General features: G+C 61.7%; 12 protein-coding genes. 9 read left to right on the forward strand and 3 right to left on the reverse strand.

Features of this window, described 5'->3' with window-relative positions; translation table 11 throughout:
* Window positions 1–31 precede the first annotated feature (31 nt).
* Window positions 32–775 carry a GGDEF domain-containing protein gene (locus BMZ91_RS12845; protein WP_245736367.1) on the reverse strand — a complete coding sequence of 248 codons (744 nt, stop codon included), beginning with the start codon at window positions 773–775 and terminating at the stop codon, window positions 32–34.
* A 211-nt stretch (window positions 776–986) separates the two neighbouring features.
* On the opposite strand from BMZ91_RS12845, the gene BMZ91_RS12850 reads away from it, so the two are divergent.
* Window positions 987–2,198, forward strand: coding sequence for a bifunctional alpha/beta hydrolase/OsmC family protein (locus BMZ91_RS12850; RefSeq protein ID WP_092839499.1), 1,212 nt, complete (start codon window positions 987–989; stop codon window positions 2,196–2,198).
* A gap of 124 nt (window positions 2,199–2,322) precedes the next feature.
* Here the strand turns inward: BMZ91_RS12850 and BMZ91_RS12855 are convergent, their stop codons facing one another.
* Complete coding sequence (locus tag BMZ91_RS12855; protein WP_092839502.1) at window positions 2,323–2,685, reverse strand: response regulator; 363 nt, start codon at window positions 2,683–2,685, stop codon at window positions 2,323–2,325.
* Between the two features lie 178 nt (window positions 2,686–2,863).
* Between BMZ91_RS12855 and BMZ91_RS12860 the strand changes: the two genes are divergently transcribed.
* The 5 genes from BMZ91_RS12860 (at window position 2,864) to katG (ending at window position 8,676) form a co-directional block, all read left to right on the forward strand.
* Complete coding sequence (locus tag BMZ91_RS12860; RefSeq protein ID WP_092839505.1) at window positions 2,864–3,244, forward strand: DUF1636 family protein; 381 nt, start codon at window positions 2,864–2,866, stop codon at window positions 3,242–3,244.
* A 5-nt stretch (window positions 3,245–3,249) separates the two neighbouring features.
* Window positions 3,250–4,188 (forward strand): threonine-phosphate decarboxylase, encoded by a 939-nt coding sequence (locus BMZ91_RS12865; protein ID WP_092839508.1) that lies wholly within the window; start codon window positions 3,250–3,252, stop codon window positions 4,186–4,188.
* Window positions 4,185–5,087 carry an adenosylcobinamide-phosphate synthase CbiB gene (cbiB, locus tag BMZ91_RS12870; protein WP_092839511.1) on the forward strand — a complete coding sequence of 301 codons (903 nt, stop codon included), beginning with the start codon at window positions 4,185–4,187 and terminating at the stop codon, window positions 5,085–5,087. Before BMZ91_RS12865 ends, cbiB begins: the two co-directional genes overlap by 4 nt.
* 25 nt (window positions 5,088–5,112) lie before the next feature.
* Window positions 5,113–6,282, forward strand: a complete 1,170-nt coding sequence (locus BMZ91_RS12875; RefSeq protein WP_092839514.1) for a lytic murein transglycosylase — start codon at window positions 5,113–5,115, stop codon at window positions 6,280–6,282.
* A 228-nt stretch (window positions 6,283–6,510) separates the two neighbouring features.
* Window positions 6,511–8,676 (forward strand): catalase/peroxidase HPI, encoded by a 2,166-nt coding sequence (katG, locus tag BMZ91_RS12880; RefSeq protein ID WP_092839516.1) that lies wholly within the window; start codon window positions 6,511–6,513, stop codon window positions 8,674–8,676.
* A gap of 175 nt (window positions 8,677–8,851) precedes the next feature.
* On the opposite strand, the gene hisN is transcribed toward katG, so the two are convergent.
* Window positions 8,852–9,658: a histidinol-phosphatase gene (hisN, locus tag BMZ91_RS12885; protein ID WP_092839519.1), complete on the reverse strand. Its 807-nt coding sequence runs from the start codon at window positions 9,656–9,658 to the stop codon at window positions 8,852–8,854.
* A 214-nt stretch (window positions 9,659–9,872) separates the two neighbouring features.
* Here hisN and BMZ91_RS12890 point away from each other — a divergent pair, with 214 nt between their 5' ends.
* The 3 genes from BMZ91_RS12890 to BMZ91_RS12900 all read left to right on the forward strand — a co-directional run bounded on the left by BMZ91_RS12890 (window position 9,873) and on the right by BMZ91_RS12900 (window position 13,678).
* Window positions 9,873–10,874 carry an ABC transporter substrate-binding protein gene (locus BMZ91_RS12890; protein WP_218145667.1) on the forward strand — a complete coding sequence of 334 codons (1,002 nt, stop codon included), beginning with the start codon at window positions 9,873–9,875 and terminating at the stop codon, window positions 10,872–10,874.
* Window positions 10,875–10,955: 81 nt separating this feature from the next.
* Window positions 10,956–11,984, forward strand: a complete 1,029-nt coding sequence (locus tag BMZ91_RS12895; protein ID WP_092839525.1) for an ABC transporter ATP-binding protein — start codon at window positions 10,956–10,958, stop codon at window positions 11,982–11,984.
* On the forward strand, window positions 11,981–13,678 hold the full coding sequence (locus BMZ91_RS12900) for an ABC transporter permease subunit (protein ID WP_092839528.1): 1,698 nt from the start codon (window positions 11,981–11,983) through the stop codon (window positions 13,676–13,678). The genes BMZ91_RS12895 and BMZ91_RS12900 overlap by 4 nt, the downstream gene beginning before the upstream one ends.
* Window position 13,679: the final 1 nt, after the last annotated feature.

Below are 13,679 nucleotides of genomic sequence, written 5' to 3' on the forward strand. Positions count from 1 at the left end.
AATACATAACAAATTTTGATTTCTCTCAGCATCACTCGGCTGCGTCGCTCATTGGCAAAGGGCCCGCATCGCGGGAGGGATCATAGACATAGGCGCGGTCGCGCCCTTCATGCTTGGCGTGATAAAGCGCGCGGTCAGCCTGTTGAATGGCCGCTTCAGCATTACCACCGGGGGGCAGAACCGCCACTCCGAAACTGGCCGTCAGGCCAAGGGCCTGCTGATCGACAAAGACGGGTTGCTGGCGAATGCGCCGTCCAAGCCGTTCCGCGGCGACCAGGCCATCGGAGATCGTGGTGTCGCGCAACAGCACGACAAATTCCTCTCCTCCAAACCGCGCCACGATGTCATCCGCCCGACAGTTCTCGGCAAGAATTGCGGCAAATTGCCGAAGCGCAAGATCCCCCGCGTGATGACCGTATTGATCATTAAATCCCTTGAAATGGTCAATATCGGCGACGATCACAACAGAGCTGGCACCGCCAAGTTCACCCGCCCGTTCGTGAAAACGGGCACGTGTGCAGACCCCGGTCAGAAGATCGTGAGAAACCGCATGCTCAAGCTTGGCGGCAAGTTCATGAGCCTCAAGCATCCGCTGTCCGACGAAATACGCAATCGGCGCAGAGACCATCACCGCCACGAACGAGTCTGGCAAGAGCGTTTCAGCCGCCAGATCGGGCGGCAAGATAAGCATCCGCAACAGCATGCTGCTTACAAGCACGACAAGCGATACCGCCACCGCAAAAAGGCGCACTTCCCGCTGAGATTTCACACGCATGACCATATCACATATAACCTGCCTTCCCGCACATCATCGCCCGATGCGGTTAATGATCCGTGGCCAGCGCCGAGTCTTTTCATTAAACAAAAAGCCGAATTTTAATGGTATCGGGCCTGCCCGGCTCACCTTCGCGTGACACAGCACGCGCCGGGGTGGCAGAACAGGCCTTGCGCATCTAGTCTTGGTCAACTCTATCAAAGGATATGTCATGCCCACTGAACGCCTGACTTTCACTGGCCATGCCGGCCACGAGCTTGTCGCCCGGCTTGATCTGCCAGAGGGTCCGCATCTGGCCACGGCACTGTTTGCGCATTGCTTTACCTGCTCCAAGGATATTCCCGCCGCGCGCCGGATCGCGGCGCGCCTTGCCGGGGCGGGCATTGCGGTGTTGCGGTTCGATTTCACCGGGCTTGGCCATTCTGAGGGTGAATTCGAGAACACCTCGTTTTCCTCCAATGTCGACGATCTTGAGCTGGCGGCCCGCGCGTTGTCTGATCGCGGCATGGCACCGGAGCTTCTGGTCGGCCATAGCCTTGGCGGCGCTGCCGTTCTGGCCGCCGCCCGCCGGATCGAAAGCACCCGCGCCGTGGTCACCATAGGCGCGCCGTTTGATCCCGACCACGTCACCCATAACTTCGGCAATGCGCTTGAAAAGATCAAAGACGAAGGTGTCGCCGAAGTCACTCTTGGCGGGCGCAAAATCCGCATCGGCAAGGGCTTTGTCGATGACGTGAAGGCCGAAACCCTGGAACAGGATATAGCCCACCTCGGCCGCGCCCTTCTGGTGTTGCACGCCCCGCGCGATGCGACCGTCGGCATCGAAAACGCCGCCGAAATCTTCAAGACCGCAAAACATCCCAAAAGCTTTGTCACCCTCGACAATGCCGATCACCTGATCACCAATGCCGCGGATGCCGAATATGCCGCGCAGGTGATTGCGGCCTGGGTCATGCACTACCTTGATCTGTTGCCCCCCGCGCCCCCGCCGGGCGCGCCTGAAGGCATCGTGCGGGTCAGCGAGGCCAATTCCGACGGCTACTTGCAAGACATAAATTCCGGCCCCGATCATCATATGCTCGCGGACGAACCAGAGGCCTATGGCGGCACCGACCGCGGCATGTCGCCCTATGGCTTTCTGGCTGCCGGTCTTGGCGCCTGCACCTCGATGACCATCCGCATGTATGCCCGGCGCAAAGGCTGGCCGCTCACCCATGTCAGCGTCGATGTCTCGCATGACAAAGTCCATGCCCAGGACGCCCGCAGCCGCGCGGGCGCACAGGCCGACACGTTCACACGGGTGATCCGGTTAAGCGGCGATCTGGATGAAACCCAGCGCGAAAAACTTTTGGAAATCGCCGATAAATGCCCGGTGCATCGCACGCTGGAACGCAGCTCGAACATCGTGACCCGGCTGGATTGAGGTCATTTTCTTCTGGCCAAAAATATCCCGGGGAGTCGCCCCTCGGGGCGACGGGGCAGAGCCCCGAACCAAAGAATAACCTTGCGCGCCCTGCGCGCTCAAGTCTTGAAAACCCTGGCCGCGCTCAGGCGGTACGCCCGTAATGCTCGACCATCGCCGCCAGATCCTCCGGCGGGGTATCCGATTGCAGCAAGGCCCGCGCATTCACGCTAAGCTCAAAGATCGACCCATCCGAGAAAAACCCGGTGTTCGTCACGAAAATCACCTGCGAGTCAGGATAGCGATAGCAGGCAAGATCGGCCACCGCCAGGGCGCTGCCACGCTCCAGCACGAGATCCAGAATGATCACATCAAAGGCCTGGGTGTTGAGGGCATTGACCGCACTGCCCTGATCGTTTGAAAGATAGACATCCATCCCAAGCCGCTGCATGTGGTTCTGCCACAGGCGGCCCAGATCGGGCGAGCTTTCAACGATCAAGACGTTCATATATCCTCACGTGGTGCGACGCATGTGGCCCTTGCCAGCCGCTGCCTCCTTAATGTCTTTGCCTTCAAACCTTAACAAAGTGTTAATGCCTGCCTGATCGCACAGGTTTCGCATAGGCAACCCTTGCAGATTGTGCGGATTTCCGCTTGAACCATTCCAAACAACGAGCGAGCCCCCGATGACAAGCTGGATCACCATTTGCGACACCTGCAAGACACCCGACTGGGACGAGGCCACCCAGTCGCGCCCCCACGGTCAGGACATGGCCGACCTGATTGAGGCCGCCGCCGCAGCGCGCGAGGGGGTCAGGACGCGCCGCGTCTCCTGCCTGATGGGTTGTTCTCATGGCTGCAACGTCGCGGTGCAGGGTGCGGGCAAGCTCGCCTATACCCTTGGCAAATTCGATCCTACGCCCGAGGCCGCTGAGGCGATCGTCGACTACGCTTGCCTGCATGCCCAGAGCACCAATGGTCAAGTGCCCTACAAACAATGGCCCCAGGGCGTAAAGGGGCATTTCGTCACCCGTCACCCCCCCCTGCCCGACACCGCAGAGGAGTAACCGGCATGCTGCGCGATCACGGCGGCGGGCTTGACGCGGCGATTGCACAACATGGCGGGGCGCGCGACGACTGGCTTGATCTCTCGACCGGGATCAACCCTCTGCCCTATCCGGTGGGAGCGCTCGACCAAGGCGCCTGGACCGCCCTGCCCGACCGCGCCGCACAAAACGCCCTGACCCGCGCCGCCCGCAGCTTTTGGCAGGTGCCAGACGATGCTGCAATTCTCGCCGCCCCTGGCGCCTCAAGCCTGATCGCGCGGCTGCCCGGACTGGCCAAAGCAGGACAGGTCCATATCCCCGCGCCAACCTATAACGAACACGCCGCAGGCTTTGCCGCGCATGGCTGGACCGTCACAGCCAAGATCCCCCCCTGCCCGGATGCCCGCGTCATTGTCCATCCCAACAACCCCACAGGGCATTTTTACGGCGCCGACGACCTTGGCGCGCCGCTCACCGTGATCGACGAGAGCTTTTGTGACATTGCCCCGATGCGCTCGCTAGTGGCCCATGCCATCCGGCCCGGTCATATCGTTCTGAAAAGCTTTGGGAAATTCTGGGGGCTGGCGGGGCTGCGCCTTGGCTTTGCCATCGGCCCCGCGCCGCTGATTGCGCAGCTGCAAGAGATGCTCGGCCCCTGGCCCGTCTCTGGCCCGGCGCTTGCCATCGGCGCGCGCGCGCTTGGCGATCACCCCTGGGCAGAGGCAACCCGCGACCGGCTTGCAACCGACGCCGCGCGGCTTGATCGGCTGATGCAGGGCGCGGGGGCCGAGGTGACCGGCGGCACCGCGTTGTTCCGGCTATACCGGGTGGACAACGCCCGACACTGGCAGGACCGGCTTGCCAGCCACCGCATTCTTGGCCGCATCTTTCCCTATGCCGATGACCTGATCCGCCTCGGCCTGCCTGCGCCACACGGCTGGGCGCAGATCGAGCGTGCGCTATGACGCTGGTGCTGGCGATGCTGCTTGATGCGGCCCTGGGCGAGCCGCGCTGGCTCTGGGATCGCGTGCCGCATCCGGCGGTTCTGATGGGGCGCGCGGTGGGCTGGTGCGATGCGCGGCTCAACCAGGGCCCGGCGCGGCGCAGGCGCGGGATTATCACCATGATCCTGCTTGGCCTTGGCGCCTTGGCACTTGGCACGCTGCTGGAAGAGCTTGGGCCGGTGGTCGAGGTTCTTGTCGCCGCAATCCTTCTTGCACAACGCTCGCTGGTTGATCATGTGGCCGCTGTGGGCGATGCTTTGCGGGTGTCGCGTGGCGATGCCCGGCGCGCTGTCGCGCAGATCGTCGGGCGCGATACCGCCGCGATGGAGCCCTCTGACGTGGCGCGCGGCGCGATCGAATCGGCCGCCGAGAACCTGAGCGACGGCGTCATTGCGCCGGCTTTCTGGTTTCTGATCGCAGGTCTGCCCGGGATTTTGCTCTATAAAATCACCAATACCGCCGACAGCATGATCGGTTATCGTACCAATAAATACCATGATTTCGGCTGGGCGGCGGCCCGGTTTGACGATCTGCTCAATCTTATCCCCGCGCGCCTGACGGCGATGCTGATCGTGGCGAGCCACGCGATCTGGTACGCTTGGCCCGCGATTGTGGCCGAGGCCCCGCGCCACCGCTCTCCCAATGCCGGCTGGCCCGAGGCGGCGATGGCGCGCGCGCTTGGCGTGGCCCTCGCGGGGCCGCGCACCTATCATGGCGTGCTGACCGATTTTCCCTATGTTAACGGCACCGGGCACAAGGACATCGGCGCGCCCGAGGTGGACGCCGCCTGTCGCGCGCTCTGGCGGGTCTGGGCGGGGGCCTTGGGGCTGGCGATTCTGCTGGCGCTGGTGTTTCACTAAACCGACGAACAGAAAGGCACGGGACATGCGAGGGATCACAGCGGCGCTGGCGCTTTGGCTGGCAGGCGGAACGATGGCAAGCGCCGAATGCGGCGGCGGATTTCAATCCTTCGTTCAGGGGTTGCGCCAAGAGGCCGTGGCCAAAGGCCATGCCTCGGCCACGGTGGATCGCTTTTTCGCCAGCGCGCGCCAAGATCCCAAGGTCTTGCAGGCCGACCGCCGTCAGGGCGTGTTTCAGCTTCCCTTTACCGATTTCGCCCGCCGCCTGATCAGCAATAACCGCCTTAACAAGGGCCGCGCCATGGCCAAACGCCACAAGGCCAGCTTTGATCAGATCGCGCGCAGCTATGGCATCGACGCCGGTGTCCTGCTGGCGTTCTGGGCATTCGAGACCGACTATGGCGCCTTTCAGGGCGACTTCAACACGCTGAACGCGCTTGTGACGCTGGCGCATGATTGCCGCCGTCCGGCACTGTTTCGCCCGCAGATTTTTGCGGCGCTTGAGCTTTACGAGAATGGCGATTTCGACCCGGCCACCACCACTGGGGCCTGGGCCGGGGAAATCGGCATGGTCCAGATGCTGCCGCGCGACATTCTGGAAAACGGGGTCGATGGCGATGGCGATGGGCATGTGCGCCTCAGGACCTCGCCCGCCGATGCGCTTCTGTCCGGGGCCAAGATGCTAAGCGGGTTTGGTTGGCGCAAGGGCGAGCCGTGGCTGCAAGAGGTCGCCTTGCCCGCCGGGTTTGATTGGTCGCAAAGCGGGCTTGAAACGGTCAAACCCGGCGCAGAGTGGGCGCGCATGGGGGTAAGGCCGCGTCATGGCAAGATCAGCGCCGCCCTGCCCGCCCGCGTGATCCTGCCGCAAGGCAAGGGCGGGCCTGCCTTTCTCGCCTATCCCAATTTCGACGTTTATTTCGAATGGAACCAAAGCTTTACCTATGTTCTGACCGCCGCCTATTTCGCCAACCGTCTTGCCGGTGCGCCGGTCTTCGATCCGGGCAACCCCGATCCGGGCCTGTCGGGCGATCAGATGAAGGCGCTTCAGAGCAAGCTGGCCAGGCGCGGCTATGATGTGGGCAAGATCGACGGCATTCTGGGGGCGGGCACCCGCGCGGCGGTGCGCGACATGCAGGCCCGCCTTGGCCTGCCTGCCGATGCCTGGCCGACCCGCGCCTTGCTCGACAGGCTCTGATCCGCGCCTCGATAGAAATAACCCAAGGCTATCGTTACGATTACAAAATGTAACTTAAACCTATGGTATGGATTTGATATGTAATCCTCAGACTTGATCGGGAGGAGAGGGTCCACCTGTGCGGCCCTATCAGGCATGCGACATCTGGAAATCATGCTAAGTGTTTGAAGATACGCCCCCCCTTTTCCAAGCAACATTCAATTAACCAAGCCAGAATCGGAGAGACAGATGGACGGAAACGATATCGGGAAATGCCCGGTCATGCATGGCGGCAATACCGCAACCGACGCCTCGAACATGGAGTGGTGGCCCAAATCCCTGAACCTTGACATCCTGCACCAGCATGACAGCAAGACCAACCCCATGGGCGCTGATTTTGATTATCGCGAAGAACTCAAAAAGCTCGACGTCGAGGCCCTGAAAAAAGACCTGACTGCGCTGATGACCGACAGTCAGGACTGGTGGCCAGCCGATTGGGGCCACTACGGCGGGTTGATGATCCGCATGGCGTGGCACTCTGCCGGGACTTACCGTCTTGCCGATGGTCGCGGTGGCGGCGGTCACGGCAACCTCCGCTTCGCCCCGCTCAACAGCTGGCCCGACAACGGCAACCTCGACAAGGCGCGCCGCATCCTCTGGCCGCTCAAGAAAAAATACGGCAACAAGGTAAGCTGGGCCGATCTTATCCTGCTTGCGGGCACCATGGCCTATGAATCGATGGGCCTGAAAACCTTTGGGTTTTCTTTTGGCCGCGAGGATATCTGGCACCCCGAGAAAGACACCTACTGGGGCGCGGAAAAGGAATGGCTGGCCCCCTCCGACAGCCGCTATGAGAGCGTCGAGAACCCGGCCACGATGGAAAACCCGCTGGCCGCCGTGCAGATGGGCCTGATCTATGTGAACCCCGAGGGCGTCAACGGTCAGCCCGACCCGCTCAAGACCGCCGGTCAGGTCCGTGAGACCTTTGCCCGCATGGCGATGAACGACGAGGAAACCGCCGCCCTGACCTGTGGTGGCCATACTGTCGGCAAGGCGCATGGCAATGGCGATGCCGATGCTCTTGGCGCCGAACCCGAGGCCGCAGAGATCGAGAGCCAGGGCTTTGGCTGGGTCAACCCGAACCTTGACGGCAAGGCCACCAACGCGGTGACCTCGGGCATCGAGGGCGCGTGGACAACCAATCCGACCAAATGGGACATGGGGTACTTCAAGCTTCTGTTCGGCTATGACTGGGAACTGACCAAATCGCCCGCAGGCGCACAGCAATGGCAGCCCATCGGCATCAAGCAAGAGGACATGCCGGTTGATGCAACCGACCCGTCCAAGCGTGTCATGCCGATGATGACCGATGCCGACATGGCAATGAAAATGGACCCGACCTATCGCGCGATCTGCGAAAAGTTCATGGCCGATCAGGCCTATTTCGACGATTGCTTTGGGCGCGCATGGTTCAAGCTCACGCATCGCGACCTTGGCCCCAAGTCGAACTATTTCGGCCCCGATGTTCCGCAGGAAGACCTGATCTGGCAGGATCCGATCCCGGCTGGCAGCACTGGCTATGACGTCGCTGCCGTCAAGACCAAGATCGCCGAAAGCGGTCTGTCGCTTGCTGATATGGTTGCCACCGCATGGGACAGCGCCCGCACCTTCCGCGGATCGGACCTGCGCGGCGGTGCCAATGGCGCGCGTATCCGTCTAGCCCCGCAAAAGGACTGGGAAGGCAACGAGCCCGAGCGTCTGGCCCGTGTTCTGGCGGTGCTTGAAGGCATCGCAGGCGAGACCGGCGCCAGCGTGGCGGATGTGATCGTTCTCGCCGGTAACCTTGGCGTTGAACAGGCTGCAAAGGCGGCGGGCTTTGACATCGAGGTGCCCTTCGCGCCGGGCCGTGGCGATGCCACCGCCGAGATGACCGACGCCGACAGCTTTGACGTGCTCGAGCCGCTGGCGGATGGCTTCCGCAACTGGATGAAGAACGACTATGTCGTCACCGCCGAGGAAATGCTTCTCGACCGGAGCCAGTTGTTGGGCCTCAGCGCGCATGAAATGACGGTTCTTCTTGGCGGAATGCGGATGCTGGGCACCAACCATGGCGGCACCAAGCACGGCGTCTTCACCGACAATGAGGGCGCGTTGACCAACGATTTCTTCGTGAACCTCACCGATATGGCGAACACCTGGAACCCCGTTGACAACGGTATCTACGAGGTGCGCGACCGCGCCACGGGCAAGGTCAAATGGACCGCCACCCGCGCCGATCTGGTCTTTGGGTCAAACTCGATCCTGCGGGCCTATGCAGAGGTCTATGCCCAGGACGACAACAAGGAAAAGATGGTGCGCGATTTTGTTGCTGCCTGGACCAAGGTCATGGACGCCGATCGTTTCGATCTGGCCTGATTCACCACGAAACCATCCGGGCGCGGCACATCAAATCGCCGCGCCTGGAAACGCCTTTCTTGGCCCCCATCCGGTAAACGGTCACGCTTTTTGATAACGTTCTACGCAATCACATGGGCCTGATCGGGGTCTGTATCCTGTTTACGGATCATCCCCCGCCGTCATGCGGCAAAATTCAGCTATCCAGCGCGCCAGAGGCCAGAACCCCAAGCATCTCGCGGTGCAGTTCAGGGGTCGCAGCGGCGATGACCCGACCCTCCGAGGCCAGCGTCAGCGCCTGCCCCTGCCAATCGGTTATCACACCGCCCGCGCCTTCGATCACCGGCACCAGCGCCATGTAATCATAGGGCTGGAGATCCATCTCGAACACCGCATCCACATGCCCCGAGGCCAATAGCCCATAGGCATAGCAATCGCCGCCAAAGCGGCGCATTGCCGCCCGGCCCGACAGCGCCTCGAACAGGCAAAGCCCGGCAGCGTCGAAGATATCAGGCGATGTGGTATAAAGCCGGGCCTTGGACAGCGAAGTGCAGCCGCTTGTTTTGCAGAGGCTATCGCCAAACATGCTCGGCGCGCCCGCCATTCCGGTCCAACGTTCGCCGGTGAACGGAATCGCGATCACCCCCAGATCGGGCGCGCCATCGCGCAGATGTGCGATCAGGGTGCCGAAGGTTGGCATGCCGCTGACAAAGCTTTTCGTGCCGTCAATCGGGTCGATCACCCAGATATCCCTGCGATCCAGGCCGTGTTGGCCGTGCTCCTCGCCATATATTCCGTGATCGGGGTGCATTTGCGTGATTCGATCCCGCATCGCCGCCTCAACAGAACGGTCCGCGATGGTCACGGGCGACAAATCTTGCTTTTCCAACACATCCAGCTTGGTGCGGAAATACTGCAGCGCGATTGGCTGCGCAATATCCGCCAACTCATGCGCAAATGCGCAAAGTGCCTTGTTTTTCAGGGCTGCTGGTGTGGTTTGCATGGTTTTCCCTCATTTGAACGACCCAATGCGCCAATGTCGCGCCCGGATGCAATTAGCCATAGACAAAACCCAAAAAAATGCAAGACTACACAAATACCCACAAAACCCGGCAGGTGGATCCTCCTCTGCCCGAGGGGGTGGAGACCAAAAGAACGGCTCAAAGGCCGCTACTCGCCCACCACCGCCGTGGGCACCCGACAACAAGGAGATGACCATGACTGTTTTCAAACTAACCGCATCGCTTTTGGCGCTTGGCATGGCGCTGCCCGCCGCCGCCGGCGAGCTTACGATCTATACCGCGCTTGAAGAGGAAGAGCTGGCCGCCTACACCGAAGCGGCGCAAAAGGCCCTGCCGGATGTAGAGCTGAACGTGCTGCGCCTGTCCACCGGCAAGCTTGGTGCGCGCATTCTGGCCGAGGCCGGCAACCCGCAGGCCGATGTAATCTGGGGCTGGGCCGTGACGGCCATGATGGACCCGCGCGTACTTGAGATGATGACGCCCTATGCGCCTGCGGGTGTTGAGGTGCTGCCCGACCGTTTCCGCGATTCCGATGACCGCTGGTATGCGCCCATCGGCTATATGGGTGCGTTTTGCGTGAACAAACCCCGGCTTGAGGAAAAGGGCCTGCCCATGCCGACAAGCTGGGCCGACCTTGAACAAGAGGGGTTCAAGGGCGAAGTGCTGATGCCTGACCCCAACTCGTCGGGCACGGGGTATCTGCATGTCAACGCGGTGCTGCAAAGCATGGGAAAAGAGGCCGGCTGGGCACAGCTTGAGGCGGTCGACCCCAATATGGCGCAATACACCTCGTCCGGGTCCAAGCCGTGCAAATCGGCCCGTGTTGGGGAATATACGGTTGGCATTTCGCTGGCCTTCACGGCAATGCAATCGATTCAGGAAGGCTATCCGCTGGCCATGGTCTTCCCCGAAGGCGGCGTTGGTTATGAGCTTGAGGCCAATGGCATTCTGTCCAGCTCCGATAATGTCGGGGACGCGCAAAAGTTCCTTGACTGGACCATGTCGGACGAGGCCATCGCGCTTTATGGTGCCTATAAGGCCCTGGTCACCGTGCCGGGCGTTGAAGGCTCCGAAGCCGCCAAGGCGGCGGGGCTGCCTGCGGATATCGGCACCGTTCTGGCCGATGTCGATTTCGACGCCTCTGCCAAACAACAGGTCGAGGTCAAGGCCGAATGGCGCGAGCGCTTCGGTCGCTAAGACCGGTTACCCCGTGACGGCGGCGTGATCCGCCGTCACGTTATCACCACAAAGCCCCCTGCAAGCACCGGAAGATCCCAGATGTATCTTAGCGTCGAGAACGCAACCAAGACGTTCGGAAAATTCACCGCCCTCGATGACGTTTCGATCAGCATCGAGAAAGGCGAATTCGTCTGCCTTCTGGGACCGTCGGGCTGTGGCAAAACCACGCTTTTGCGGATCATCGCCGGGCTGACCGAAACCGACGCGGGCACGGTCAGCGTCGAGGGCGAAACGCTATCGAACCTGCCTGCGCGCAAGCGTGGCTTTGGCATCGTGTTCCAATCCTATTCGTTGTTTCCCAACATGACCGTGGCCGAGAACATCGGCTATGGCCTCAAGATCCGCGGCGCCCCGAATGATCGTATTGCGGCACGGGTCCGCGAGTTGCTTGACCTGATCAAGATGCCGACCCTGGCCGACAAGTTTCCCGCGCAGCTGTCGGGCGGTCAGCAACAGCGCATCGCCCTGGCCCGCGCCATTGCGGTTGACCCGCGCGTCCTGCTGCTGGACGAGCCGCTTTCGGCCCTCGACGCCAAGGTGCGCGCCGATCTGCGCGGCGAGATCCGGCACCTGCAACGCAGCCTTGGCATTCCCACCCTGATGGTGACCCACGATCAGGAAGAGGCGCTTGCACTGGCCGACAAGATCATCTGCATGAACCACGGAACCGTCGTGCAGGCCGGCCCCCCCGAGGATCTCTATCACCGGCCCGCCACGCGATTCGTGGCCGATTTCATGGGTACGAGCAATCTGATCGAAACCGATGTGATCCGCCGGGTTCAGCCCAAGTTGTTGCAGACCCGCCCAAACGGCGCGGATGCAGAGTACATCGCCTGTATCCGGCCCGAACATATTGACCTGACGCCTGATGCAGAGGGCCCCGCCACCGTGCGGGACATCAGCTTTCTTGGAAATCTCAAGCGGCTCGACCTCGATAGCCCGCTTGGCCCGCTTCAGGTGGAAACCCACGGTGTGGACATGTTTAGCCCCGGTGACCGGCTATCGCTCGCAATCGCGCCGGATCACTGTGTCTGGGTCCGTGATGATCTGACCGGAGCCGGGGCATGACGCAGGCCACCCTGCCCCGGCCCATCCCCTCGCGCGGCGCAAAATCCGCCCGTTTTGATGGCGACAAAGCCCTTGCGCTGATCTGTGTCGGCGTTCCCCTCCTGGGGCTGGTGCTGTTCTTTCTATATCCGATGGCGATTGTCTTTCTGCGCTCCATCACCACGGCTGACGGCGCATATGGCCTGTCGAATTATGCCGAGGTGCTCGGCTCTTCCGGGTTCTGGCGGGCAACGCGCCATTCCATGGTCATGGGCGGGGCAACCACCCTGCTCAGCGTCACCCTTGGTTTCATCATCGCGCATGGCCTCTATCGTTGTGCCTTTCGCGGCAAGCGCCTGATCCGGGCGGTGATTATCCTGCCGCTGCTTGCGCCCTCGCTTGTGCAGGCGCTCGGGTTGATCTTTCTGCTGGGGCGCAACGGTCTGGTGAACCAGATTTTCGGCATCGAGATGGAGATCTATGGCTTTTGGGGGCTGCTGATCGCCAACACGCTTTATGCCCTTCCGCAGGCGGTCATGATCATCGGGGCGGCGCTGGTTCTGCTGGATGCGCGAACCTATGAGGCCGCCGAGGTCATGGGGGCCTCGCCATTGCTTCAGTTCCGCGATCTGACTCTGCCTGCCGCGCGCTTTGGCATTCTGAATGCCGCCTTCGTGGTGTTCATCATCACCATCACCGATTTCGGCAATGCCGCGGTGATCGGTGGCGATTATTCGGTGCTGGCCACCGAGATCTATGCACAGGTGATCGGACAGCGCAACTTCAACATGGGTGCCGTCGTGGGGATCATGCTCTTGCTGCCCACCGTTGCGGCCTATGCCATTGAACGCCGCGCGATGCGGCTTCAGGGGCGCCAGCCCGCCAATGCGCAACGATTTGTACCAAGCTTTGCGCCGCTGCGCGATCTGCCGATGGCGGGGCTCAGCCTACTGATCTGTCTGGCCGTCCTGTCGGTGATCGCCATCGTGTTTTATGCCAGTTTCGTGCGCCTTTGGCCCTACAATATGTCCCTGACCCTCAAGCATTACAACATCACCCTCGCGGGCGGATATTCGTCGCTGTGGGTCACGACATGGATATCGCTGGCGGCGGCGGCGGGCGGCACCTTTCTGGTGTTTCTGCTCGCTGTCGGGCTACGGCGCGCGCCCGCGATTCTGGTGCAGCCGTTGCAGGTGCTGGCGGCCATGCCGGCGGCCGTGCCGGGGATGGTTCTGGGCCTTGCCTATATCCTGACCTTCAATTCCACGGCCACGCCGCTTTATCTGCTCTATGGCACGGCGGCCCTGATCGGGATCGTGAATTTCTATCATTATCACACACAGGCCTTTCTGACGGTGATGACAGGGTTTCGCCAATTGCCCGAAGCACTTGAAGAAGCCGCCAGCAGCCTTGGGGCGGGTCTGGGGCGGGTGGCGGTCAACATCATCGCGCCCTTTGTTGCGCCAATGCTGATCTCGGTGTTTTTCTTTCTGTTCATGCGCTCGATGGTGACGCTGTCGGCTGTGGTGTTTCTGACGACGCCTGATCTCTCGGTGGCTGCCGTCACGATCATGCGGCTCGACGATGCCGGGCTGACATCGCAGGCCGCGGCCTTTTCCTGCGCCGTGATGGCGGTGGTTGTGGCGGCGCTTTTCGGCATGAAGGCGGTGCTGGCCTATCTGGGCCATCGCACAGGCAGCGGATCGGTCGGATAGC

It is taken from the genome of Roseovarius lutimaris (assembly GCF_900115165.1).
GTDB classification, from domain to species: Bacteria; Pseudomonadota; Alphaproteobacteria; order Rhodobacterales; family Rhodobacteraceae; genus Roseovarius; species Roseovarius lutimaris.

What these genes read in the sequence shown, in the direction of transcription:
- BMZ91_RS12845 (WP_245736367.1), bottom strand. Translation starts at nt 775, where the DNA reads ATGCGTGTGAAATCTCAGCGGGAAGTGCGCCTTTTTGCGGTGGCGGTA.
- BMZ91_RS12850 (WP_092839499.1), top strand. Translation starts at nt 987, where the DNA reads ATGCCCACTGAACGCCTGACTTTCACTGGCCATGCCGGCCACGAGCTT.
- BMZ91_RS12855 (WP_092839502.1), bottom strand. Translation starts at nt 2,685, where the DNA reads ATGAACGTCTTGATCGTTGAAAGCTCGCCCGATCTGGGCCGCCTGTGG.
- BMZ91_RS12860 (WP_092839505.1), top strand. Translation starts at nt 2,864, where the DNA reads ATGACAAGCTGGATCACCATTTGCGACACCTGCAAGACACCCGACTGG.
- BMZ91_RS12865 (WP_092839508.1), top strand. Translation starts at nt 3,250, where the DNA reads ATGCTGCGCGATCACGGCGGCGGGCTTGACGCGGCGATTGCACAACAT.
- cbiB (WP_092839511.1), top strand. Translation starts at nt 4,185, where the DNA reads ATGACGCTGGTGCTGGCGATGCTGCTTGATGCGGCCCTGGGCGAGCCG.
- BMZ91_RS12875 (WP_092839514.1), top strand. Translation starts at nt 5,113, where the DNA reads ATGCGAGGGATCACAGCGGCGCTGGCGCTTTGGCTGGCAGGCGGAACG.
- katG (WP_092839516.1), top strand. Translation starts at nt 6,511, where the DNA reads ATGGACGGAAACGATATCGGGAAATGCCCGGTCATGCATGGCGGCAAT.
- hisN (WP_092839519.1), bottom strand. Translation starts at nt 9,658, where the DNA reads ATGCAAACCACACCAGCAGCCCTGAAAAACAAGGCACTTTGCGCATTT.
- BMZ91_RS12890 (WP_218145667.1), top strand. Translation starts at nt 9,873, where the DNA reads ATGACTGTTTTCAAACTAACCGCATCGCTTTTGGCGCTTGGCATGGCG.
- BMZ91_RS12895 (WP_092839525.1), top strand. Translation starts at nt 10,956, where the DNA reads ATGTATCTTAGCGTCGAGAACGCAACCAAGACGTTCGGAAAATTCACC.
- BMZ91_RS12900 (WP_092839528.1), top strand. Translation starts at nt 11,981, where the DNA reads ATGACGCAGGCCACCCTGCCCCGGCCCATCCCCTCGCGCGGCGCAAAA.